This is a genomic window from Lacisediminihabitans changchengi (assembly GCF_016634425.1).
Lineage (GTDB): Bacteria > Actinomycetota > Actinomycetes > Actinomycetales > Microbacteriaceae > Lacisediminihabitans > Lacisediminihabitans changchengi.
The window spans coordinates 218,034-242,575 of record NZ_JAEPES010000003.1 but is presented as its reverse complement, the minus strand read 5'-3'; the positions used below and the strand labels follow the sequence as shown (position 1 = coordinate 242,575).

Annotated in this window: 22 protein-coding genes and 1 tRNA gene; 13 read left to right on the top strand and 10 right to left on the bottom strand. The window is 65.1% G+C overall.

The window, feature by feature from the left end:
- Window position 1: 1 nt before the first annotated feature.
- The 7 genes from IV501_RS09515 to IV501_RS09485 all read left to right on the top strand — a co-directional run bounded on the left by IV501_RS09515 (window position 2) and on the right by IV501_RS09485 (window position 8,439).
- Window positions 2-907 (top strand): TniB family NTP-binding protein, encoded by a 906-nt coding sequence (locus tag IV501_RS09515; RefSeq protein WP_200555277.1) that lies wholly within the window; start codon window positions 2-4, stop codon window positions 905-907.
- Window positions 904-2,127, top strand: coding sequence for a TniQ family protein (locus tag IV501_RS09510; protein WP_200555278.1), 1,224 nt, complete (start codon window positions 904-906; stop codon window positions 2,125-2,127). The genes IV501_RS09515 and IV501_RS09510 overlap by 4 nt, the downstream gene beginning before the upstream one ends.
- A gap of 90 nt (window positions 2,128-2,217) precedes the next feature.
- Window positions 2,218-2,847, top strand: coding sequence for a recombinase family protein (locus tag IV501_RS09505; protein WP_200555279.1), 630 nt, complete (start codon window positions 2,218-2,220; stop codon window positions 2,845-2,847).
- A 164-nt stretch (window positions 2,848-3,011) separates the two neighbouring features.
- The gene (locus IV501_RS09500) at window positions 3,012-4,100 is read left to right on the top strand and encodes a hypothetical protein (RefSeq protein ID WP_200555280.1); all 1,089 of its coding nucleotides are present in this window, start codon (window positions 3,012-3,014) and stop codon (window positions 4,098-4,100) included.
- A gap of 35 nt (window positions 4,101-4,135) precedes the next feature.
- Window positions 4,136-4,573, top strand: coding sequence for a hypothetical protein (locus IV501_RS09495; protein WP_200555281.1), 438 nt, complete (start codon window positions 4,136-4,138; stop codon window positions 4,571-4,573).
- A gap of 321 nt (window positions 4,574-4,894) precedes the next feature.
- The gene (locus IV501_RS09490; RefSeq protein WP_200555282.1) at window positions 4,895-5,467 is read left to right on the top strand and encodes a recombinase family protein; all 573 of its coding nucleotides are present in this window, start codon (window positions 4,895-4,897) and stop codon (window positions 5,465-5,467) included.
- Between the two features lie 14 nt (window positions 5,468-5,481).
- Window positions 5,482-8,439: a Tn3 family transposase gene (locus IV501_RS09485; protein WP_200555283.1), complete on the top strand. Its 2,958-nt coding sequence runs from the start codon at window positions 5,482-5,484 to the stop codon at window positions 8,437-8,439.
- 247 nt (window positions 8,440-8,686) lie between these two features.
- Here the strand turns inward: IV501_RS09485 and IV501_RS09480 are convergent, their stop codons facing one another.
- The 10 genes from IV501_RS09480 to IV501_RS09435 all read right to left on the bottom strand — a co-directional run bounded on the left by IV501_RS09480 (window position 8,687) and on the right by IV501_RS09435 (window position 19,424).
- On the bottom strand, window positions 8,687-9,469 hold the full coding sequence (locus tag IV501_RS09480) for a polyprenol monophosphomannose synthase (RefSeq protein ID WP_200555284.1): 783 nt from the start codon (window positions 9,467-9,469) through the stop codon (window positions 8,687-8,689).
- A gap of 53 nt (window positions 9,470-9,522) precedes the next feature.
- Complete coding sequence (locus tag IV501_RS09475; protein ID WP_200555285.1) at window positions 9,523-10,170, bottom strand: class F sortase; 648 nt, start codon at window positions 10,168-10,170, stop codon at window positions 9,523-9,525.
- Entirely contained in the window at window positions 10,143-11,297 is a 1,155-nt protein-coding gene (locus IV501_RS09470; RefSeq protein WP_200555286.1) for a glycosyl hydrolase family 8, read from the bottom strand. The genes IV501_RS09475 and IV501_RS09470 overlap by 28 nt, the downstream gene beginning before the upstream one ends.
- Window positions 11,294-12,130, bottom strand: coding sequence for a DUF4397 domain-containing protein (locus IV501_RS09465; protein ID WP_200555287.1), 837 nt, complete (start codon window positions 12,128-12,130; stop codon window positions 11,294-11,296). The genes IV501_RS09470 and IV501_RS09465 overlap by 4 nt, the downstream gene beginning before the upstream one ends.
- A gap of 49 nt (window positions 12,131-12,179) precedes the next feature.
- Window positions 12,180-14,132 carry an ArnT family glycosyltransferase gene (locus tag IV501_RS09460; protein WP_200555288.1) on the bottom strand — a complete coding sequence of 651 codons (1,953 nt, stop codon included), beginning with the start codon at window positions 14,130-14,132 and terminating at the stop codon, window positions 12,180-12,182.
- Entirely contained in the window at window positions 14,129-15,508 is a 1,380-nt protein-coding gene (locus tag IV501_RS09455) for a glycosyltransferase family 2 protein (RefSeq protein WP_307812185.1), read from the bottom strand. Before IV501_RS09455 ends, IV501_RS09460 begins: the two co-directional genes overlap by 4 nt.
- Before the next feature lie 61 nt (window positions 15,509-15,569).
- Entirely contained in the window at window positions 15,570-16,013 is a 444-nt protein-coding gene (locus IV501_RS09450) for a GtrA family protein (RefSeq protein ID WP_234698123.1), read from the bottom strand.
- A 1,325-nt stretch (window positions 16,014-17,338) separates the two neighbouring features.
- On the bottom strand, window positions 17,339-18,619 hold the full coding sequence (locus IV501_RS09445) for an RNA polymerase sigma factor (RefSeq protein ID WP_200555290.1): 1,281 nt from the start codon (window positions 18,617-18,619) through the stop codon (window positions 17,339-17,341).
- Between the two features lie 32 nt (window positions 18,620-18,651).
- A complete protein-coding gene (locus tag IV501_RS09440) occupies window positions 18,652-19,008 on the bottom strand; it encodes a YciI family protein (protein WP_200555291.1) in 357 nt (118 codons plus the stop codon).
- 331 nt (window positions 19,009-19,339) lie between these two features.
- Window positions 19,340-19,424, bottom strand: a tRNA-Leu gene (locus tag IV501_RS09435).
- Window positions 19,425-19,547: 123 nt separating this feature from the next.
- Here IV501_RS09435 and IV501_RS09430 point away from each other — a divergent pair.
- The 6 genes from IV501_RS09430 to IV501_RS09405 all read left to right on the top strand — a co-directional run bounded on the left by IV501_RS09430 (window position 19,548) and on the right by IV501_RS09405 (window position 24,536).
- Window positions 19,548-20,513, top strand: a complete 966-nt coding sequence (locus tag IV501_RS09430) for a nucleoside hydrolase (RefSeq protein WP_200555292.1) — start codon at window positions 19,548-19,550, stop codon at window positions 20,511-20,513.
- A 46-nt stretch (window positions 20,514-20,559) separates the two neighbouring features.
- On the top strand, window positions 20,560-21,873 hold the full coding sequence (locus IV501_RS09425) for a M20/M25/M40 family metallo-hydrolase (RefSeq protein WP_200555293.1): 1,314 nt from the start codon (window positions 20,560-20,562) through the stop codon (window positions 21,871-21,873).
- Between the two features lie 13 nt (window positions 21,874-21,886).
- A complete protein-coding gene (locus IV501_RS09420; RefSeq protein WP_200555294.1) occupies window positions 21,887-22,720 on the top strand; it encodes an undecaprenyl-diphosphate phosphatase in 834 nt (277 codons plus the stop codon).
- A gap of 77 nt (window positions 22,721-22,797) precedes the next feature.
- On the top strand, window positions 22,798-23,520 hold the full coding sequence (locus IV501_RS09415) for a GAF and ANTAR domain-containing protein (RefSeq protein ID WP_200555295.1): 723 nt from the start codon (window positions 22,798-22,800) through the stop codon (window positions 23,518-23,520).
- Window positions 23,521-23,529: 9 nt separating this feature from the next.
- Window positions 23,530-24,243, top strand: coding sequence for a GAF and ANTAR domain-containing protein (locus tag IV501_RS09410; RefSeq protein ID WP_200555296.1), 714 nt, complete (start codon window positions 23,530-23,532; stop codon window positions 24,241-24,243).
- 107 nt (window positions 24,244-24,350) lie between these two features.
- A complete protein-coding gene (locus tag IV501_RS09405; protein ID WP_200555297.1) occupies window positions 24,351-24,536 on the top strand; it encodes a hypothetical protein in 186 nt (61 codons plus the stop codon).
- The last annotated feature ends 6 nt before the right edge of the window (window positions 24,537-24,542 follow it).

Genomic DNA, 24,542 nt, shown 5'->3' with positions numbered 1-24,542 from the left:
CGTGGATGATGACCTGGTCGACCTGACCCACCTGACCGAGACCGCGCAACGTGTCGCCCGACTACCGGCGGAGGAACGCCTCGCCCATATCCGGTCTGACCGGTGGATCGGCTACACCCGCGCCGTCGACGCTCTGGCCCGCCTGGAAGGGTTGTTCGAGTGGCCGCGGAAACAGCGAATGCCGAACCTGCTGCTGGTGGGGCCGACGAATAACGGCAAGTCGATGATCGTCGAGAAGTTCTACCGAACCCACCTGCCGGTGTCGCTCCCTGACCGAGAGCAGATCCCTGTACTGGTGGTGCAGATGCCCTCCGACCCCACGGTCATTCGTTTCTACGTCTCCCTCCTGGGCACGATGGGTGCACCGCTTCGCCCCCGGCAGCGGCTCGCGGAACTCGAACAAGTCGCCCTGGGGCTTCTGCGAGACGTCGGTGTGAAGGTCCTCGTCATCGACGAACTCCACAACGTCCTTTCCGGGACCGGACCCGTCCGTCGGGAGTTTCTTAACCTGCTCCGGTTCCTGGGCAACGAACTGCGCATTCCCCTTGTTGGTGTGGGGACTCGAGATGCGTATCTCGCTATCCGGTCCGATGACCAACTCGAGAACCGGTTCGAACCCTTCACCCTTCCCCGATGGGAACCGGACACCGAAACCCGCGCCCTCTTGGCAAGCTTCGCGGCGTCTTTCCCGCTCCGGCGCGCGTCGAACATCGCCACGACGGAGATGGCGACATACCTTCTGACTCGCAGCGAGGGCACTATCGGGGAACTGACCAGGCTTCTCACCGACGCCGCGATCGCCGCCGTGGACTCCGGCGAGGAGAGCATCAACACCAAGACCCTGCTCATGGCGGACTACGCCGGCCCCACCGAACGACGGCGACTCTTCGAACGAGAACTCGGATGAAAGCCTTGACCCGGTGGCCGCGGCACCCGGAACCCGACGACGGGGAAGCGCTGTCGTCGTGGCTCACCCGCGTCGCGGCAGCGAACTGTTTGTCCCTGACTGAGCTGCTCGGCAACCTCAGCGACCCCACTTTCCAGACTCTCGGTCGGGAGTCCTCCGACCTGGATCGTGACCCGCCCCAAGAGTTCCTCGCCGAGATCTCGGGGCGCACTGGACGAACCGCCGAGCTGCTGCGTGCGATGACGCTCGCGGGACTTGTTCCGACGGTGATGGACACCCTGAACCCATCGGATGACCCGGAGGTGTTTTCCCGCTACGTCCACCAGCACCAGATCCTCCTCACGCCACGGTCCATCCGGTCCCGGGCGACACCCGGCTGGCAGGCGTGGCTCCCATCGACGCCGCTGCGGCGGGCCTGCCCGGCCTGCGTCGCCGACACCGCCCCCACACCACGGTTGCGACTCCTGGGCCAACTTCCGCTCACCCTGACCTGCCCGGACCATGGCTGCTACCTCGAATCGATCGACGGCGTGTACGAGTCCCGCGTCCTATGGACCGACAGTCAACACGACCCACGGGACGCCCCACCTGCCATGAAAGCCATGGACCGGCGAACGCACGACGCCCTGAGGACCGGCGTGGTGACTCTTCCCAGGCGCGAGGTCACTGCTGCGGTCTGGTTCCGGCTGGTGCGGACCCTCCTCGACGAACTCGCCACCTTCCCCACCCACGCAGGCAGGTACAAGGCCACACTCCACGCCATCTGGGACCGCATCGGCGAGCCGCCACGCGCCGGCCAAATGATGTGGTGCACCTACGAAGCCCTCCGTCGCCCGAGGCAGGAAAAATTCCTCGAAGCTGCCGCCGCCGCGATCGACATGATCGAATCGGGAACAATCAAACCCGCCGGCGCGGACGGGCAACTTTTCCTACCACCGCCCCCACCGCCGACCGCTCGTCTTTCAACGACCGGCGGGCGGTGGCGTCGCGGCTTGAGCGAGATGAGTTCTGAAGAGCTGTGGCAAGAGGTACGGAAGAACTTCGTTAGAGCCATCTCCCTGGCCCGAAAAGACCCCGCAGCAGCCGACGAGCTTTTCCGGTTTCTTGCTTGGGGACCAGGAGGCACCGACAAGGCCCGCACGATCCTCGCCGACCTCAACATCACCGTTCCCAGTCCGTCACACAATAACGATTCGGCCCCTTCACGGGTCATAGAATAAGTGAGTGGTTAGGTGACACGCGGACGTGGCTGGCTCCCAGCTGGCCGTCGTGTCACTTATTCGAACGTATAAGTGACTGGAGGCACGGCCATGCTCGTGGGGTACATGCGCGTGTCGAAAGCTGACGGATCACAGAGCACTGATCTGCAAAGGGACTCGCTGCTTGCTGCCGGCGTTCTGCCCGCCCAGCTCTACGAAGAGCATGCCTCCGGGAAGAAGGACGATCGGCCAGAGCTGCTGGCTTGCCTAAAAGGATTGCGTACCGGCGATACCCTGCTCGTATGGAAACTTGACCGCCTCGGCCGAGACCTTCGCCATCTCGTTAACACCGTCCATGACCTGACCGAGGCGGGCATCGGGTTGAGAGTGCTCACTGGCCAAGGCGCTTCGATCGACACCACCACCTCTTCAGGAAAACTGGTCTTCGGCATCTTCGCAGCCCTTGCCGAGTTCGAGCGGGAACTTATTTCCGAACGCACCCTGGCTGGGCTTGCTTCTGCCCGAGCCCGCGGACGCAACGGCGGACGACCATACAAGATGACGCCGGCGAAGCTCCGACTCGCCATCGCCTCGATGGGGAAGAAAGACACCAAAGTCGGCGAACTTTGCAGGGAGCTCGGTATTACCCGGCAAACGCTTTACCGGCACGTTTCCCCGACCGGAACGCTTCGACCAGACGGCGAGAAGCTGATCGAAAAAAATCGAAATACCCATCGCTGACATCAGCGCCCCGTTTGGGGGAGTTGAACCGCTGGCTCATCGCTGTCAAGCTGCAAATTCTTGAGGTGATTGTTTAGCAAGACTCAAATCAAAGCCACTCGTCCCACTGCGCGTGTTGTCATCGTGCCCAATCAGCCTGAACTGGCCAAAACGAAAGCTGCGCAATGTCCAAATTTGGATGGAATCGACGGTCGGCCACGTCGGCCACAGTCACGATCGTTGTAGCCGGCGCCTTGGTTCTCGGTGGAGTGGTACCAGCTCAAGCACTTGATTCTTCCGATATCTCGGACCCAACTGCAACGCTCGCGGTGATTGCGCCAGAACTCCTCGCCGAGACTTCAACCGAGGCGCCCGTCGACATCGAAAAGCCCCTGGGGGATGACGCCGCTATTGTCTCAGTTGGCACGGCAAAGGCGACTGACGAAAGTACTTCGGGAGCATTGGACGGTTCAGGCGGAGGAGTCCGATTCTCCATCGAGTACGCGACTGAAACCGTCTCGGTCGATTCCGGAATCACAGTGGTGGCAAGTCAGTCCGCCGATGTGAACGCATATGTACAGCCCACAGCGTCCGGTGTCCGCGTTCTCACCGCCATTAATAGTGCGACAGCGCCGACGCACTACGATTACCATTTCGACGTCCCTGCGGACACGAAGCTTGTCGAAGGCGCAGGTGTTTCCTATCTTGAAAGCGGCGACCACGTGCTTGGGACGATATCCGAACCGTGGGCAATCGACTCGGCTGGCCGAAAACTTCCGACGTCCTACTCGTGGAACGATGGTGTGTTAACGCAGAACGTAGACCTATCCGCTCCCGATCTCGAATTCCCAGTGCTCGCAGACCCCGCGTGGAGCTACGCCTATACCTATGCGGTGACGAAGACAGCAGCACAGGCAAAGTCATTGCTGAAGAGATGCTTCAACTGCTATTTTCCGGTTGATGGCGCTCCAAGGGGATTTCCAGTTGCTAACCAACTGCTTCCGTTGCACGTAGGTCCTGGCAATTTCGAATGCAGATTCAAGCGAGAGATCACTTCGACGAACTATTTCGGATTTCAGTTCGACGCAACAAAAAACCATGTCGATGGCTATGGTTCCAACGTAGTTTTCGAGTTCAAACTCGTCGGGGGAAACAAGCGCTTAGTGGTTAGTGCCTACATCGTCAACGACTCATGGTGGCTGCACAACGGTGCATACGAGCAGGGCGCGCTCACAAACTGGCGAAACTTTGCCTCCAACATCAGCGCTGGATGAATTGCTAAAACGACTCCAAGTGCGAGGATCGACACGTGGCGGAAAATTTGGATAAGACAGCTCGGCCGGGTTCGACCATCTTCCTCACATCTTTTTGCGCGATAGCCGCAGGTGCGTTGGTCGGTTTGATAGTGGGTGCCACCTTCGCCTATCCGAGTGGATTCGCGCTTTGGCTAGCTGCGATTGGAGCTGGAGTCGGCGCCTTCACAGGAGCGATCTCTTTTTTCGCCGGACTCGTAGCGTTTCAATTGGCCCGTCGTCGAGCGCTCGCTGATCCGGTGCGGCAGATGATCGTCGTTGCTGTTTCCGCCTTGGCTGCCACTCTCACCGTATTGGGCATATGTCTCACCACCCGAGCAATCGACTTCGCTGGTATTTTAGTAATCACGTTCGTCCTTTCGGCAGTGCTAGCACTCATCGGGTACCGATTACTGAAGAATCGTCTCACTGTCGATCAGCTCAAGATCAGATAAGGCGTGGCGGCCCCTTTGCATGATTCCCCCTGAATACGAACCGCGGCGAATCGTGGGGCCGGCTGATAGCTCATCCATTAATTAGCCAGCCCGAGATTGAAAACGAAAGACTCCGCGTCGTTGGAGACCAGGTTCATCGTTCGTATGGAAGTTAAGGGACCGCCAACGGGTGACACTCTGCCACGCGCAGGCATTAGCGGACATCTGTGCACTCAGTCACGGACATCGACAGCGATCCGCGCGTTGGCGCGAGGCGTGATGTAATGCTTGCCGTGTACGCGGCTATGTAGTGCTTTCCCCTGTTTCTGATACAGTCTGGGCATGCGGGTGGGCTACGGGCGGGTATCGACACGAGATCAACACGTTGACGGGCAGCGAGATGCGCTCGACGCGGCAGGCTGCGAGGTGGTTTTCGTGGACTCCGCGTCAGGCAAACTCGCGTCCCGCCCGGGTCTGGAAAAGGCGCTTCTGTCGGCGAACCGAGCTGGTGACCAGTTAGTGGTGACGAAACTCGATCGGCTCGGCCGGTCTCTGGAGAATCTGATCGACCTGTCTAAGCGGCTGCAGGGTGCCGGTGTTGACCTGGTCGTTCTGGATCAGGGCATCGACACGTCGACACCGCTCGGGACGATGTTCTTTCAGATTCTGGGTTCGATCGCGGAGTTCGAGCATGCGTTGATGGCCGAACGCACCCGCGACGGGTTGGCCGCAGCGCGAGCCCGAGGGCGCACGGGTGGGCAGAAACCGAAGTTGGGGGCACGGCAGGTGAAATTGGCCCGACAGATGTACGAGGAGACGGGTCCGGACGGTAAGCGCGCACACACGGTGGCGCAGATCGCCGCGGAATTCAAAGTAAGCCGGCCCACCATCTACCGCTACCTCAGCGCTCAGTAAGACAAGGTCTAACGATGGCGCGCCGCGCACTGCTAACTCCACTCGAGCGCGCCGAGATTCTAGGCCTGCCGGAGGATCCCGACGAGATCGCGGCGCTGTGCAGGATCGATGAGGCGGACATGTCGCTCATCCGGCAACGCCGTGGGGACGCGAACCGGTTGGGGTTCGCTGTTCACCTGTGTCTGCTGCGGGGGCCCGGGATCGCGCTCGGCGCCGACGCTGGCCCACCTGTGGCGGTTCTCGCGCAGTTGGCGTCGAATATCGCGGTGAGCCCAAACCTGTGGAGTGAGTACGGCGCGCGGGAGGAGACCCGGCAAGAACATGCCCGCGAAGCCCGCGCATACCTCGGGCTGACAGCGTTCGGGATGGGTGATTTCCGAAACGTCGTGGAAGAGATTGAATCCGTTGCGCGGCAGACCGACCGAGGCCGGGTCCTCGTCGAGACAGCGATCACATCTCTTCGACGTAACGCGGTCGCGTTGCCGGCCATCGAGGTGATCGAGAAGGCGTGCGCGGAAGGCCTCACTCGGGCGACCCGTCACGTCCACTCCACCTTGAGCGGGCCTTTGGATGACGGACAGCGAGCACGGCTCGATGCGTTGCTGATCCGACGTTCGGACAGCGCTCTCACTCAGATCGGTTGGCTGAAACAGGCTCCAGCCCGCCCTAACGCGCGTTCGATGCTGGAACACGTCGAGCGTCTCACCGCGTGGCGTGCACTAGATCTGCCCTGGCCAGCTGCGCGGCTTGTGCACCGGAACCGGCTGCTGAAGCTTGCCCGCGAGGGCGGGTCGATGACGAGCGCTGATCTGGCGAAGTTCGAACCCCGCCGTCGTTACGCGACGTTGTTCGCGATGGCGGTCGAGGGGGTGGCGACCGTCACCGACGAGATCATCGACCTGCACGACAGGATCATCGGCCGCCTGCTACGGGCAGCGAAAAACCGGCACGATGCGTCCACACTTGCCTCACGCACGAGCGTCACCGCACTGATGCGGACCTATTCGCAGCTCGGCGAAGCGCTGCTGAAAGCCCGGGAGACCGGCGAGGAAGCGTTCTCCGTCATCGAGAAAGTGATCGGGTGGAAGACTCTGGCCGAAAATACCGCAGCCGCGAAGGAACTCGCCAGGCCCGAGGCCGCGGATTCGCTCGCTCTGGTCAGCGCCCAGTTCACCACCGTGCGCCGATACTCGCCCGCATTCCTGGCAGTCCTTGATCTGCACGCCGCCCCAGCAGCAGTCGACCTGCTCGCAGCCGTCGAGATCCTCCGGCAACTCAATACGGCCGGTATCCGGAAGATTCCAGACACCGCACCGAGATCCTTCGTCCGGGCCCGTTGGAAACCCCTGGTCTTCACCGACACCGGTATCGATCGCGGGTTCTACGAATTCTGTGTCCTCACCGAGCTCCGCAACGCGCTGCGCTCCGGAGACATTTGGGTAGGCGGGTCACGACAATTTCGTGACTTCGACGAATACCTCCTCGACCCCCAGGACTACACCACCCTGAAAAGCGCGCAGCAACTACCGATCGTGACCACCGACGGAAACCCCGCCTACCTGACCGCCAGGCTCGAACTCCTCACACAACGCCTCGCCCGCGTCGAACACCTCGCCACTGACGGCAAACTTCCCGGCGTCACGGCCGCAGGTCTGAAAATCACGCCGTTAGACACGATCGTGCCGATTCAAGCGCAACCGCTAATCGACGCGACCAGCGGCATGTTCCCACGAATCCGGATCACGGATCTGCTGATGGAAGTAGACGCCTGGACCGGATTCAGCCGGCACTTCACCAACCTCAAAACCGGGCAACCGTCCAAAGACCAGCAACTGCTGCTGACCGCGATCCTCGCCGACGGCATCAACCTCGGCCTGACAAAAATGTCCGAAGCCTGCCCCGGCGTCAGCTACGCACAGCTCGACCGACACCAAGCCGCCCACATCCGCGAAGAAACATACAGCGCCGCCCTCGCCGAGATCGTCAACACTCAACACCGGCACCCGTTCGCCGCGCACTTCGGCGACGGCACAACCTCATCGTCCGACGGGCAACGCTTCCGCGCCGGCGGCCGAGCAGAATCAACCGGGCACGTGAACCCGAAATACGGCAACGACCCCGGCCGTCTCGTTTACACCCACATCAGCGACCAGTACTCCCCCTTTCACAGCCGCCTCGTCAATGTCGGCGACCGCGACGCGACCTGGGTCCTTGACGGGCTGTTGTATCACGAAAGTGAACTGGAAATCCGGGAGCACTACACCGACACCGCGGGTTTCACCGATCACCTCTTCGCGCTCATGCAACTCCTCGGCTACCGGTTCGCACCCCGTATCCGAAACGTCGGAGAGACCCGCCTCTACACACCCACCCGCACCCACGACCTCACCACCCTGGCACCGCTAATCGGCGGCCCGATCAACACCGCCACGATCGCTCAGCATTGGGACGAGATCCTCCGCCTCGCCACGTCGATCAAAACCGGGACCGTCACCGCGTCCCTGATGATGCGGAAGCTCGGTGCCTACCCCCGCCAAAATGGGCTCGCCACCGCTCTCCGAGAACTCGGCCGAATCGAACGGACCCTCTTCCTCCTCGACTGGCTGGAGAATCCCGAACTACGCCGTACCGTCACCGCAGGCCTGAACAAAGGCGAGGCCAGAAACACTCTCGCCCGGGCCGTTTTCTTCAACAGGCTCGGCGAGATCCGCGACCGCTCATTCGAACAACAGCGCTACCGCGCCTCAGGCCTCAACCTGCTCACCGCTGCGATCGTGCTCTGGAACACCGTCTACCTCGACCGCGCCATAACCACCCTGGACACCACCCAAGCCCCGCCAGCACCAGAGCTGCTGCGCTACCTCTCACCGCTCAGCTGGGAACACATCAACCTCACCGGCAACTACACCTGGCCGCGCACCACCCATAAACCCGGCCGCTACCGGGCACTCCGACACCCCACCAACCCTTAGCGTCGGATATTTCACGAATTCACAAGCCACCCCCGGTAGCGGTAGCGGTAGCGGTAGCGGTAGCGGCAGGGTTTCACGCGCGCGTGTACGGTGACGGCCAGCGGCTCCGAAGGTGCCGAAGAAACCGAAAGCAGGCGCCGATGCCCGGCAACGTCGAGGAGTGTCCGCAGTGCGACGGCGTGATCGAGGCTGTGGATGGAACGCTGACGTGCGCCGGGTGCGGACTCGAGTTTCTCGAGTGACAGTGTCAGGGCAGCACTCGGTGGTACTGCGCACGAACTGAGGTCAAGCGGGAACCTCCAGTGAGAGCGCGCCGCACGGCCCGGGCCCTGCGGCGAAGGCCCCATGCGGTGACGCGAAGAAGCGACTCCCGCACGATGTCGCCGCTCATCTTGGATTCGCCGAATACGCGCTCGGTGAAGGTGATCGGAGTCTCGACCACCCGCAGCCCGTGCTCGAGTGCCCGCCAGAGCAGATCGACCTGAAAGCAATAGCCCTGGCTCGCGACGCCGCCGAGGTCGATCTCGCGCAGCGCTCGAGCGCTGAAGACCCGGAAACCTCCGGTGGCGTCTCGCACGTCGATGCCAAGCGCAGCGCGCGTGTACATGCTCCCGCCGCGGCTCAACAGCTGGCGACTCAGCGGCCAATTCTCGGTGCGCCCACCGGGCACCCAGCGCGAGCCGAGCACGAGGTCGTGATCGGCGAGCAGCTCGATCATCCGCGGAAGATCCTCGGGGTGATGGGAGCCGTCCGCGTCCATCTCGACCAGCGCCCAGTAGCCCGCCTCCAGTCCCCAGGCGAACCCTGCGAGGTACGCCCCGCCCAGGCCGTTCTTCTCGGTGCGGTGGAGTACATGCACCTCCGGATGCCGCGCGGCGAGGTCATCCGCGATCCGCCCGGTGCCGTCGGGGGAGTTGTCGTCGACGACCAGGACGTCGGTGTGCGGCGAGCTGGCCAAGATGCGGCGGATGATCGGCGTAATGTTTTCGCACTCGTTGTAGGTCGGGAGCACGACGAGGGTCTCGAGCATGGCGGTTCCTTTCGGGAGGAGGCGGTCGGGAGGAGGCGGTCAGGACAAGTCAGTCAGGAGGTGAGGCTGGCGTAGACGATGAGGTTGTCGACGTAGTGCCCGCTCGACGGGTTGAAGACCCCGCCGCAGGTGATCAGCCGGAGCTGGGGGGTCGGCACGTTGCCGTAGACCGAGCTGGTCGGGAAGGTGGCCTTGGGCGACTCGATCTTCTGGGTGACGGTGAAGGTCTCTATCGTTCCGTCGGAGAGGGTGACGGTGACCGTGTCGCCCGATTTAAGCGACGACAGTCGGGCGAAGACCGCGGGCGCGGTGGGGGAGTCGATGTGCCCAGCGATGACGGCCGGGCCGACGTTTCCCGGCACGACGCCAGCCGAGTACCAGCCCGCCGAGTCCCAGTCCGCCGGAGCGAGCAGGGCGCCGCTGGCGTCGAGTGAGAGATCTTCGAGGCCGGAGTCGACCCCGATCGCGGGGATGCGCACCCGCGTGGGCACGATGCCGGCGGCCACGGTCGGGGCGACGGATGCGGTCGGGTCTTGCAGGCCGCCGGCAGCGCCCGGGGCCGCGCTGGCGGATGGACGGGGAGCGTCGTGCGGCGAGGCGGCAGCGGAGATCGCCACGCCTCCGACGACGAGAGCCGCCACCGACAGGCCGATGACCACCCAGCGCGCGCGGATCACGAGTCGGCCTTCGCCGGGGCGCATCCGCCGAGCACCGTGCTGCGCAGCATGAATGCACCGAGCACCGACCACGCCGTTCCGTAGTAGGTCGGAGTGCTGCGAGCCAAGCGCGCCGAGGTGGCGAGGTCGGCCGAGGCGCTGTCCCCGGCGGCCGCGGCTGATGCGGCCCGAGACGCGTAGGAGAGCGGATCCTGGTCGGTCGTCTGCGCGGTACCGCCCAGGTCGAGCACCGAGTGCAGGGTGCGCGAACGCTCGAGCGTCGGCAGCAGCTTGGCGGCCAGAGCGACCGTGGCCGGGCTGGTGCAGGTCTCGGCGTAACGCAGTGCGAGCCGCCCGGCGTCGTAGCCGTACACGACGCTGTCGCCACGTCCTGCCGGCCCGGGCATCGCGTCGACGGTGCCGTCGGCGTGCACCTGGGCCCAGTCCGGGGGAAGCGGCGACGCGTCGAGCAGCGTCGTGGTGACCGCGGTGGTGCCGGCCGCCAGCTCCTTCCAGCGCGGGTCTTTCGTCGCCGCGCCGAGCACAGCGAACGCAACCGGCGAGGCGTAGCTCGGGTTGTAGGCATACGGCTCGGACTTCGCCGCCCAGAGCCCCGGCAGCAGGATGCGCCCACTCGCGGTCTCCACCGTGAGGTCATCGGCGATCGCGTCGGCGATGGTCGTGCCGGCCTTCGTCAGGGCGGCGTCATGAAATCGGGTGCCGGCCAGAACCAGCGCACGGGCGGTGTCGAGGTCGGCATCAGAGGCAGGCTCGGTATCGACGACCTTCCCCTTCGACCATTGCCAGGAGAGGAGGTCATCCGCTCGCTGCAGATTCTTCTTCGTCCACGACCAGATCTGGTCGAACTTCTTCTCGTCACCGACGGCCAGTGAGATCAGCAGACCGTAGGCCTGCCCCTCACTGACGGTGTCGTTGCCCTGGTCGCGACGGATCACCCGGCCCCCGTCAGTCCACTGCGCGAGAAACTGCTTCCCGGCGGCCGTCGGAGTCGACGCAGCACGGGGGCTGCCCGACGGACTTATTGACGGGCTGGTTGCCGGAGCGACCGCGGGCGCGGACTGTGAGGGGCGCACGACCGCGACGACCGCGATCACCGCGGTGATAGCCACCGCGGCGATCACGATGACGACGATGGCGCGCATGCGGGTCATCCCGGTGTGCCCCCGAGAGTGGTCTGCGGGTGGGTCGCGAGGTAGCCCCCGCCGGTCTGCACGCCGCCGACGGGATCCTGGCCGACGCTCGCGCTGTCGAGCACCGGCTCGATGGTGAGGCCGCCGTCCGCGGTGTCGAGCACGAACAGGGTGGTCACGCTGCCCTGTGCGAGCGCGACCTGAGCCGAATCGGTCAGGGTCTTCTTCGCGCTCCCGGCGGATTTCGCCGAGAGGTCGAGGGTCCATGGGCCTGCACCGACCTCGGCATAGCCGGTCGCGGTGCCGCGCTTCGCCTTCGATGCGACAGCCACGCCGGTCGAAGTTCTCACGCTGACCGTCTGCGCGAGCGTCGACGCCTGGATCAGGCGGATGCGCGCACCGCCGTTGCTGGGAGCGGTGAGGTCATCGTCGTACACCGAGACGGCGATCTTCTTGTTCGGCCCATAGGCGGCGACCGTGGAGGCGTGTCCGTCGGCGATGGTGACCGCGCTGCTCAGCATCGGTTTGGTCGACGCGGGGGAGCCGGTCGGCACCATGGAGACGGTGTAGGTGCCGTCTGGCATCGGCGTGTACGGCGACACCGCGCCGTACTTCACGTTGTCGAGTTCGTAGAGCGTGGTGCCGCCCTTGAGCGCACTGATACGCACGTCGATGCCCTTGGTGTCGGGGGAGAGATGCGCGAGGCGAATCCAGCCTTCGCCGGCCGGAGCGCTCTGCGCTGACGGGACGGCTGCGCTGGCCGGTGCGGCGGCGAGCAGGGTGCCAGCACCGAGTAGGAGTCCGGTGGCGATACCCAGGGCGATGCGGAGTGGTCTGCGGGTGACGGTTCTCATGGGGTGTCCTTTCGTTCCATTCGGGTGTGGTCGGGTGACACAGCGTGGATCATCGGGATCCGTAGGTGAGGAGCAGGCCGCCGCCCGTGCCGCGGGCCGATTGCGGCACGAACGTTCCGGTGAGCCCGGTGACGAAGCTCTTCGCGGCCGAGGTGAGTCGGCCGTCACTGACTGCGGTGCGGCTGCCGAAGGCGGTGATGAGCACCTGGCGGAGTGGCCCTGTCTCCCCGGCAACGGCCGGGAAGTTCTGCACCGTGATCGAAGAGATGGCGGTGGCAGAACCGAGCGCGAGGGTGATGCGGTCGTCCACGCGACCGGCGGTCAAGAGACGCTTGTTGGCAACGGAGGTGCCGAGGGCGGGGTTCTGTGCCAACTGCGTGCCGGTCTCGGCCCGGCTCTGCTGGGCCGCCGCGGCATCCGTTTTCGCTGCTGCCATGCCCTCCGGCTCGATGCGCCGCACCTGCACGGCCTGTTCGGCCTGTCCGAACGAGGCGACCACGGTCGAGTTGGCGATCGCCTCGGTCACCTCGGCCGACGTCCCGGCGCCGGTGCGCATCGAGTTCGTGGCGACGATGTAGTCCGAGTCTTTCCAGCCCTGCGGGGACTGCGCCTCGACGGCCGGGTCGGTGTCGATCTTGTAGTACCAGACCACGTTGTCGCGGGCCCAGCCAGCACGCTCCAGGTCGACCCACATCGAGTCGTCGACGATCAGGCGCTGGTCGTGAGCGACGTTCGTTTCGACCCACTGCTCGGCCGATCGCATCGGGGAATCGAGGTCGGCGAGGAAGAGTCCGCGCAACTGCACGGTCCATACCGGGACGGCGACGGCCAGGGCGAGAGTGGCGGCAGTTGCCCAGACGATGGCGCGCCAGCGGCCAGCGGCCCGGCGGCGGATTGCGCGGACGGCGGAGTCGGTGACCCCGGCGATGAGCAGCGCGCCGAAGGGCAGCAGCATGATCACGTACGGCACCGGAAGGTAGCCGCCCGGGCGGAACATGAACGCGACCAGGGCGAGCGTCATGACGGCGAACACCCGCAGCCGCCGCGCGAATACTCCCGCGATCGCCGCCAGAATGCCAAACACGATGAACACCGGGTCGAGCTGTGTCCAGATGGCGAAGGTGCGGCTGATCAGGCTGGCCGGGTCGAACACCGAACCGCTGCTCGCGCGGGTTCCGAGCTGGAACGTGACGCCGTCGAACAGGCTCACCCGTCCGGCACCCGGGAGCAGTTCGCCCTTCACCAGCGCAAGCAGCACGTAGCTGAATCCGATCAGCACGAGAACCGTTCCGGCGACGGAGAGGGTGTAGCGGCGGGTCTGCGCACGCGATGATCGCACCATCGCCCAGATGAGGAACGGGAGGGCGAGCAAAAACGTCTCCTTGCTGAGCACGGCGACACTGAAACAGGCGGCGGATGCGGCGAACCCGGCCAGCTGATTGCGCTTGCTCAGAGCGAGCACGAAGGCGGCGATCAGCCAGGGTGTCGCCACGTTGTCGAGGTATACCGAGCGGTGAAACTGCACGGCCAGCGGCGAGACGGCGAAGATGACCCCGGCCGCCGCGGCAGCCGCACGGGTCAGCCCCACCCTCCGCGCGAGTACCCAGAGCAGCACCACGGAGATCAGAGAGAAGACGATGACCGCTTCTCGTCCGGCGAGCACCGCCGTGCTGTACCGAGCGAAGGCCCCGGTGAGCTGGGTGTATCCGGCGATCTGCAGCCAGCCCAGCGGTGGGTGGTCGTACCAATACGTGTAGTGCGCGAGTTCGCCGAAGTGGCTGACGGCGTAGGCCTGCGCCGTGTACGTGCCCTCGTCGTCGATGCGCTGCGGCGAGCCGCCGAAGTTGAGGAAGGTGGCGATTCCGGCCAGAACGAGGGTGGGGGAGAGCCAGAGCAACGTGAGGCGGTGGCGGAGGGCCGCGAGCTTGATTCGAACGGATGCCCGGCTCGCGGCATCCGTCAGCTGGACGACTGTCGACCCGTCGTGGGTGGTGCTGGTCATCGTGCGCTCCCCACGGTCTCGGGTTCACGGTCGGGGATCTGGTGCGGGTCGGCGGACTCCATCGGGCGCAGGTGCACGCCGGCGTGGGCCGTCTTCTCCCAGCCCGTCTCGTTGCGCAGCTGGCGCAGTACCGAGCGGATTGCGGCGATCGCCAGGAACACCTGGAACGGGAAGGTGCCGAGCACCAGACGGACGTAGTCGCGCGCCCGCACCCTGGTCTCGTACAGCCGCCCGAACTCGCCGAGGCCGGCGATCTCCACCGCGACGGTGATCAGTGTCGGCGCCAGGGGGATGAACGTGATCAGGGCGATGACTGTCGGCACCTTCACGAACAGGATCAGCACGAGCGACAGCGGGATCATCAGCCCGGTGATCGCCTGCAGAAACGGCATGGCCAGGATGTAGCGGGCGAATAGCCGCTGGCGCACGGTGGGGAGCTTCTTCCACTCGCCCTTGCCGAGCACCTGCAGAAAGCCCTGGTTCCACCTCGTGCGCTGCTTGAACAGCGACATCAGCGTGCCGGGCGTCTCCTCGCGGGTGACGACCTCGGGGCTGTAGGCGACGACGACCTTCTCGCCCTGGCTCGACAGCCGCACGCCGATCTCGCAGTCTTCGGCGAGGCACTCCGCATCCCAGCCGTCGTTGCGCTCGAGCAGCGCACGCTTGATGAACACGGTATTGCCGCCGAGCGGAATGAAGCGGGCGCCCGCGTGGAAGTGCAGACGGGAGCGGAACCAGAAGTAGTACTCGAGCACGTTGCGCAGCGACCACCAGCTGGACTGGAAGTTCATCAGCTGCACGCCGCCCTGCACGACACCGGCGTCGGTCTCGCTGAACTTGGAGTCGATGAGCTCAAGCAGATGCGGGTGCACCTCGTCCTCGGCGTCGAACACCCCGACGATGTCGCCGGTGGCATAGGCGAGCGCGGTGTTAAGAGCCTTGGGCTTGTTCTTCGGAACGCTCGAGTCGACCACCACGGTGATCAGCTCCGGATGTCGCGCTGCCGCTTCGCGGACGACCCGATCCGTTCCCGGGTCGTCGTCGCCCACGATCGCGATGATCTGCACGTTCGGATGGGTCTGTGCCGCGAGTGTGTCGAGGGTCTGGCCCATTACCTCCTCCTCGTGCCTGCCCGGGACGAGCAGGGTGAACGAGTGTGCCGGGGGGAGCGGGTTGGCAGAGAAGCCCGTCTTGCGCAGGTTGCCGTCTGACTTCCAGGCATGGAGCATCCACCAGAGGGTGGTCAAAGCGATCGCGGTGAGCACGATCGCCAGAAGCACCAGAACGCCGTATCCGACGACCGCGGTCCAGTCGCCCGACATCGTTCCGGTCGAGCCGGTGGGGCTGATCGTTCCGAGGTCACCGCGATTGGGCACGCTGGTGCCGGGATCGCTGGGTGCGGATGGTGCGGATGGTGCGGGGGGCAGTATCGGGTCGTCAGCTAATCTGCTTAACCATTTCGAGGTCATTCGGGTTTCCTCCAGCGGTGGGTGCGAACACGAAGGTGCGGTAGGCGAAGTATCTGAATGAGGTACCGAGCACGAGTCCGACAACGTTGGCGGAGATGTTGTCTGCGACGGCCGAGGTGAGACCGAGCAGAGTATGAGAGACGAACAGGCAGCCGACGGCGATTCCCAGGCCGATCAGGTTGCTGAGGGCGAACAGCGCACCTTCGCGCCAGGCCGGGCGGCCCCGGCGCTTGCGAAAGGTGAGGTATCGATTGCCGAGCCAGGCGACCACCGTGGACACGGCGACCGAAACCGCCTTGGCCAAGAGAACCTGGTCGCCGAGCACCGTCGAGCGCAAAACATTGAAAACGACGAAGTCGACGACGAAGGCAATCACTCCGACGGAACCGAACGAGGCCAGTTCGGGGAGCATCGAGCGGATCCGAGAGTAGGCGCCGACGAAGGTGTCCCCCATTCGGGGGGATTTGGCGAGCGACATGTAACGGGTTACGGAGGCATGCCGATCACGGTTTGGTATTTCGGCGAACTATTCGATCCTTTAACACCGCGTTCACATTCGGCCGAATCGTTAACGCAGAATTATCGCGTGTCCCCTATACGGGGGACAGTCTCGTGTCTATCATCAGGCGGGCGCGGGGAAGCTCCGCGTATCTGCTCGCCCTGATCGACCCGGACGTCGGTGTGCGACGAGCAGGGTCCGCTCGTGGAGAGTCGGCTCGCGTTCTGCCGTTTTTGGGCGGAACGCTTGGGGTGGTGGGCACAATTCTGTGCCTGTGGAGCGTCCTCGCGTTTTACTCTCCAGGCACGCTTCCGCCAGTGCCGCAGCTAGCAGCCTTCACCGGTTCGAGCCTCAGCAGAACGCCCCAGCAGCAAGCCGGGATACCTACGTCTTCGTCGACACCGCAATCCGGGGCAAGAATCGTCGGCCCGCTTGAGGGGGCGGATGTCACGGCGCCCGCGCAACAGCTTTACGCGAACGTTCGTCACATTGCGATTGCGCTTTGTGTGCGAATCAGTTCCTCCAAGCAATTTGCTCAGCAATACCCCGGACGGTTCGCCGGCGTGCCTCTCGCATTGACACTCGGGCCCGATCGTGTCTTAACCGGCGGCGGTGCCACGTACTCGAAACTCCCCGTCGACATGACCTGTGAGGTGTCTGCGACCATCGGAACAGGTTGATCCGTCAGCCAAACGCCATCGTCGTCAGCTCCAATCGGAGTGAGGTGACCCAATTCGACTGAACTCCACCTGCCGTCACGACCGATTCATACTGCCGTTGACGAGTACGTTCCCGCGCTCTCGAATGACTCCAACTCGCGAAAGACCACCCACGCAAAATTCGGAGTTCCGAATACCTCGGAAGGGCCGGAGGTCGGCGGCAGAGACGCCCACGGCCAAGTGATGTAGGACGGAGCGAGTGTCGGCACTACCAGCGCGGCAACCGGGCGCTCCCTGTCGACAAATAGCTCGGCATCTCCTACACGGACAAGGGGGTGCGAATCGAGTAAGTCATCGTCACTTTCGGGGACCATGCCGAATGCATAGGAGAAGGTCCTTCGAATGTAGGTCGTTCATGAGTGTCAGCGGCCGTGGGCGCCGGTTCCGGATCGATACGGCTAGACAACCAAGGGGAGGCGCTCTTGCGCGAGCAATTCGATGCGGGGGAGTACCCGAGCCAGGGGTTCGACGAGGGAGCCCCCGCGGGGCTCGGAGCAGTGACTGCCGAGCCCGCCGTCCTCAGCCGGGCGCGGGCTCGGCGCCGGCGTCGCGACTGACCTCGGCCAGCCGCTGCTCCAGGAACGCGCGCTCCGCGGCATTCGCCGTGAGCTCCATCGCGCGCCGATACGACTGAGCCGCGCCGTCGGCATCGCCGAGGCGGCGCAGCAGGTCGGCGCGCGTGGCCGGAAGATAGGGATAGTCGGCGAGTCGGGGATCGGTGGCCAGCTCGTCGAGGAGCGGCAGGGCGGCGGCCGGACCGTCGGCGAACGCCACGGCGGCAGCCCGATTGAGCGCGACCACCGGGGTGTTCCACACCGCCAGCAGCCGGTCGTAAAGGTGCACTACGCGCGGCCAGTTGGTCTGCTCCAGGGACGGCGCCATCGCGTGCACACCGGCGATCGCCGCCTGCAGGGTGAACCGCCCCGGTGGGCCGGACGCCAACGCCCCGGCTGTCACCGTGAGCCCCTCCAGAATCGCGCGTTGATCCCAGCGCGTTCGGTCCTGGTCAGCGAGCAGGAGCAGCCGGCCCTGTTCGTCGGTGCGGGTGGCCCGGCGCGCGTCGGTGAGGAGCAGTAGGCCCAGCAGGCCGCGGGTCTCGGCCTGCTCGGGGAGCATTGCGGCGAGGGTGCGCGCAAGGTGCAGGGCCCGGTCGCAGAGCTCCTCACGGACGAGCGCGTCACCCTCGCCGGCCGTGTGGCCGGTGCTGAAGAGCAGGTGGAGGGCGGTGAGGACACTGTCCAGGCGCTCGGGCAGCTCCGCCCGGGCCGGAACCCGGTAGGGGATCCGCGCGTCGGAGATCTTCTTCTTTGCCCGGGTGATCCGTGCCGCCATCGTCGGCTCGGACACCAGGAAGGCCCGGGCGACGTCGGGCGTGGGAACGCCGCAGACCAGGCGCAGGGTGAGAGCAACGCGGGCTTCGGGGGCGAGGGTGGGGTGACAGCAGATGAATACCAGCCGGAGTCGGTCATCCGGCACCGCGGCGTCGGGCCAGTCCAGGGCGGCCGGGTCGTGCGGATCGACGGTCGCCGGCTCCACGAGCAGCGGGAGCTTGCGCCGGAGGGTGACCTCGCGACGTAACCGGTCCAGCGCATGGTTCCGCGCCGCCGTGGTCAGCCACGCGCCGGGCCGCTCCGGGACGCCGTCCCGGGTCCAGGCCCGTAGCGCGCTGACGTACGCCTCCTGCGCGCACTCCTCCGCGACGTCCAGGTCGCCCGCGACGCGCACCGTGGCGGACAGTACGAAGGCCCACTCCGAGCGGTGGGCCTGCGTCAGCGCGGCAGCGACCGCGTCCGCCTGCATTGCGGACGCGGTCGGCTCGTCGCTGGGAGTGATTAGAACGGGTTGGTCGTCGGGTCCACGACCGGGCGAACTTCGACGCCGCCGCCGGGGGCCGGGCACAGTTTGGCGATCTCGATGGCGTGGTCGAGGTCGCGCGCCTCCACGACGTAGTAGCCGCCGAAGGCCTCCTTGGTCTCGACGAACGGGCCGTCAGTCACCGTGCCGCCACCCTTGATCGTGGTGGCCGTCGTCGTGGGCGCGAGCGCCGCCCCGCCGACGAGAGACCCGCCGAGCTCGGAGACCTGCTTGGTGAACGTGTTGTGCGCGTCGATCACCGCACTCCACGTCTCCGGCGATGCGTTCGCGTAGAACGCCGGGTCTTCGTAGATGAGGATTGCGTACTGGGACATGGAGCTGCCTCCTTGCATTAAGTCGCGGGCCAGCCTGTCCGGCTCCGTCACTAATGACGACGAACATCCTGCCGCCGGATCGACAACTACGCCCGGATTTTCTTCAAGATTTTTCCGGCGCCGCCGCCGCATAAGTGCCGGAGACGACATTGCGTGCTGTGCTGCACTCTATCGGCGCACCTGAGGCGCCGTCTCGCGGCGGAGCGACGCGACGGGATACCGCCGCGATCATCCGCCATCCGAACACAAAAAATGGGCCGGACAACCGATTACCGATTGTCGCGACCCATTTCATGAAGTGGACCGGCTGAATTAGCCGAACCACCCTTTGTGCGCGAAGGGGGACTTGAACCCCCACGCCCTATACGGGCACTAGCACCTCAAGCTAGCGCGTCTGCCATTTCCGCCATCCGCGCGCATCTGATGTTCCCTTGCAGAAGCACCGAGGTAAGACATTAGCACGCTCTCGGGAGCGTTTTTTACCCGCGGCACTGTTCATCGTTCGCGACAATGAAGGCTGCCCCGAAAACTGGAGAACCATGCCCGATTCTGCCGCCGCGCTGCCCGTCTACCTCGACTGCGATACCGGCATCGGCGACGCCATGGCGATCGCCTACCTGCTCGCCTCCGAGCACGCTGCCCTCCTCGGCATCGGCACCGTCAGCGGCAATACCTCCGCAGCCGGTGCTGCTCGCAACACGCTCGACCTGCTCGCTCTGGCGGGCCGCGACGACATCCCGGTGGCGGTGGGGGAGCACGACTTCCTCACGCGGGCGTTCCATGGCGGGGCCACGCGGGTGCACGGCGACAACGGCATCGGCGGGGTGGTGTTACCGGAATCTCCACGGCATCCGGTTGCCGAATCCGCACCCGAGATGTTGGTGCGACTGGCTCACGAGAACGCCGGCCAACTGCGGGTGATCGCGATCGGGCCGCTCACCAATCTCGCCATCGCACTGCGCCTCGACCCGACAATCGCCGACCTCGTCGCCGACGTGACGATCATGGGCGGGGCCGCCATGGTGCCCGGCAACGTCACGCCGGTCGCCGAGGCGAACGTCCACAACGATCCGGATGCCGCTGCCGCGGTTCTCGAAGCAGCCTGGCCGGTGACGCTGGTGCCGCTCGACACCACGATGCAGAGCCTGCTCGACACGGACGACCGCGACCGCCTGCTCGCGTCGACCCGTCCGGTCGCCCACGCGATCGGCGAGATGCTCGACACCTACTTCGACTTCTACGTGCAGGTCTTCGGCCGACGCGTGTCGGTGCTGCACGATCCCCTCGCCGCCGCCGTCGCGCTGGGTGACCTCGAGCTCGATTCGGCGCCGATCGTGCACGTCGAGATCGACACGACGAATGGCCCCGGCCGCGGTCAGACCGTCAGTGACCTGCGCGGGCGCTTCCGCGGGCATCCACCGACCGAGCGTGCGCGCACCAGACTCGTGCTGAGTGTCGCCGAGCCCTTCGCCCCGAAGCTGATGGCTGCGCTGCTCACGGCGTGAGTCTGCGTGGCCCAGCACACCGGGGCGTACCGGATAGCGTTGAAGCATGTCTGACGCCACCCAGTACGACGAACTCGACGCCACCGCGCGCATCGCCCGCGACCTGATCCGCTTCGACACCACCAACTACGGCGGCGGCAAATCCAACGGGGAGACGGATGCGGCCGAGTACGTCGCCTCGCACCTGACGCGCATCGGGCTCCAGCCGGAGCTGTTCGAATCCGAGCCCGGCCGGGTGAGCGTCGTGGCACGCGTGGAGGGTGCCGACCGCAGCAAACCTGCCCTGGTCGTGCACGGCCACACCGACGTCGTGCCCGCCCAGCCGGATAACTGGAGCGTCGACCCCTTCGGCGGCGTCATCAAAGACGGGCTGCTCTGGGGCCGCGGTGCCGTCGACATGAAGAACATGGACGCCATGATGCTCACGGCGCTCGACGACATCCTGAGCTCCGGCCGCCAACCCGCCCGGGATTTGGTGGTGGCGTTCTTCGCCGACGAGGAGAACGGCGGCGTCTACGGCTCGCACTACCTGGTGCGCGAACGTCCGGAGCTCTTCGCCGGCGCGACCGAGGCGATCAGCGAAGTGGGCGGATACTCGGTGACCCTCAACGGCAAGCGGGCGTACCTGCTGCAGACCGGCGAGAAGGCGCTCATCTGGATCAAGCTGGTCGCCCGCGGCACGGCCGCCCACGGTTCGCAGATGATGCGCGACAACGCGGTCACCAAACTCGCCGCCGCGGTCGCGACCATCGGCACCCAAGAGTGGCCGATCCGCCTCACCGAGACGACGACCGAGCTGATCACCGAGCTCGCCGGCATCCTGAACATCGACCCTCAGACGGTCGGACCGGATGAGGTGGCCCTCGCCACCGGATCGACCAGTCGATTCATCCAGGCTTCGCTGCGTACCACCACCAACCCGACCGTGCTGACCGCCGGCTACAAGCACAACGTGATCCCCGACACCGCAGAGGCGCTGATCGACATTCGCACCCTGCCTGGTGAAGAGGATGCCGTGCTCGCGCAGGTGCAAGAACTGGTCGGCCCCGACATCGAGATCGTCGTGCTGCACCGCGACATCGGGCTCGAAACCGCCTTCTCGGGGGAGCTCGTCGACGCCATGACGTCGACGCTGCAGGCCCACGACCCGGGCGCTCCCGTGCTGCCGTACCTGCTGTCGGGCGGCACCGACAATAAGGCACTGTCGACCCTGGGCATCAAAGGCTACGGGTTCGCCCCGCTCAAGCTGCCCGCCGACCTCGACTTTCCGGCGATGTTCCATGGCGTTGACGAGCGAGTGCCGCTCGACGCGTTAGTGTTTGGCAGGCACGTTCTGACGGACCTGCTGCTGAATTACTGACAGGTAGGTTCTCGTGGGCTTCATCAACGCCATCATCCTCGGGATCGTTCAGGGGCTGACCGAGTTCCTGCCGATCTCCTCCAGCGCTCACGTGCGAATCGTGGGGGAGTTGTTGGGACTCGGTGCCGACCCGGGGGCGGCATTCACCGCGATCATCCAGCTCGGCACCGAGGCGGCTGTCGTCGTCTACTTCGCGGCTGATATCTGGAAGATCATCTCGCGCTGGTTCCTGGCGCTGTTCGGGCGCATCCCGCGGAATGACCCGAGCGCGAAGATGGGCTGGTTCATCATCTTCGGGTCGATCCCGATCGTCATCCTGGGGCTCCTCTTCCAGAAGACCATCGAGACCACGTTCCGCTCGCTCTGGATCATCGCCGTCACCCTCATCGTCTTCGGCATTCTGCTCGGCATCGCCGACTATGTCGGGGCGAAGAAGCGTCGCCTCAAAGACCTGACCATCCCGCACGCCGCGGTATTCGGGGTTGCTCAGTCGTTCGCCCTCATCCCCGGCGTCTCCCGCTCGGGCGGCACCATCACCGCCGGGTTGTTCCTTGGCTACGAGCGCGCCGCCGCCGCCCGCTACTCATTTCTCCTCGCCATTCCCGCGGTGTTCGGCAGTGGGCTGTACGAGCTGTACAAGACGGTCAAGTCGCCGACCACCGAGTACTTCACCGGTGCCGAGATCGCCGTCGCGACCGTCGTTGCGTTCGTCGTTGGCCTCGTCGTGATCGCGTTCTTCATGAACTACATCTCGAAGCGCTCGTTCCTTCCCTTCGTGATCTACCGCATCCTGCTCGGCATCGCCCTCATCGCGCTGCTCGCCAGCGGAGTCATCGCCGCCAACTGAGGCGTGCACGGGTAGGCTCAGCGAAACGGGTCCGCGACTTCGCAGCGCCGCCGCGCAGCACCGATCACGGAAGTCCGATGAGCGACGACGCCTTCGACACTGCACGGCGCGAACTGCTGCACTCGCGCGACAGCACGGCCGACCTCTGCAGACCGTTCCTCTCCGTTGTTCCCACCACCGGAGTCGCCCTGGCGGTACTGGCTAGTCGGGTGGGCCCGTCCACCATCTGCTCGACGGATGACCTCTCCTCTCGTCTCGACGAGATGCAATTCGACCTCGGCCAGGGGCCGTGTTGGGAATCGATGGCGAACCGCGCTCCGGTTCTGCATCCGGATCTCCGGTCCGAAGCCGACACCCCGTGGCCGGCGTTCGCCGAGGCGGTCAGTCGGGAGCCGATCGCGTCAATCTTCGCGTTCCCGCTTTCTGTCGGGGGTGTGGACATCGGGGCCGTTGATCTGTATTCATCAACAGCACAGCAGCTCAGCGATAACCAGATCACTCGGGTGTCGGTGCTCGCCGAACTCGCTTCGTGGCAGGTGCTGCGCCGTCTGCTCAACGACAGTCACGACGACAGCGAGAGCGGATCCCGCTACTCCCGCCACGAGGTTCACCAGGCGACGGGAATGGTGCTGGTGCAGCTCGACATCGCCGCCGACGACGCGATGCTGCTGCTGCGCGCCCACGCCTTCAGCTCCGCCAAGACAGTAAGAGAGATTGCAAATGATGTGGTCGAGCGACGGCTGGTGTTCTCCACCGATGCCCCCGAAACCCGTGGACGAGACGGTGATGCAGATGCATAGACTGAGCCAATGGTGACCGAATCGCGCGAAGAGCGCTTGGTCGGCGCCTTCGTCAGGCTTGCCGACACCCTGGTGGCCGGGTATGACGTCGTCGACCTGTTGCAGACGTTGATCGAATCCAGCGCGCAACTCCTGGATGCCTCGGCCGCGGGCCTGATGCTGGCCGACGACAAAGGAGAGCTCGCGCTCGTCGCCGCTACCAGCGAGCGGAGCCGGCTGGTCGAGATGATGCAGCTCAGCTCCGGCAACGGTCCGTGTCTGGAGGCATTCGTCTGCGGTGAGGTGGTCGTGGTGAGTGACATCGCCGCGGAGGCGGCGCGCTGGCCCGAATTCGCCGAAGAGGCGCTTGCCCAGGGATTCAGATCGATCCATTGCGTACCGATGAGGCTCCGCGGCTCCATCATCGGAACGGTGAACCTGTTCCGGGCCGCTACGGGAAGCCTCACCGCGGTGGACGCTGCCGCAGCACAGGGGCTCGCCGATGTCGCGACCATCGGCATCCTTCAGGAGCGAGCCATCCGCGAGAGCGAAGTGGCCCGCGAGCAGTTGCAGAACGCGCTTGAGAGTCGTGTCGTCATCGAACAGGCCAAGGGCGTGATCGCTCAGCTGCGCGCCGTGGACATGGACTTAGCGTTCACGTTGCTGCGTGCCCATGCACGGAACACCGGACGGAACCTCCGTGATGTGGCCGCCGACGTGGTGGATCGGTCATTGGCTCTCTGACGACCTGTGTCGAAACATTTCGTTCCGCGCGGTGCATAACGCGAGTAGCGTTCACTGCAGCGCCCCAGACCCCGGTGATCCAAGTATTTCTCCCGAGGGGTTCCGGAATGTCGATCGATGAAGAGCAGACCGGCTTGCCCGATGGCTCGCTCGCGGGGATGTCCATGACCGACGCGCCGATATCGGTGATTATTCAGGCGCTGACGACGTCGGCAAGGTCATATTCGAGCGCCGAGGCCCGGCAGGCAGAAGACGACGCCACCGATTTCGAATGGGACGTGATGCTCGGTTGACCGCAC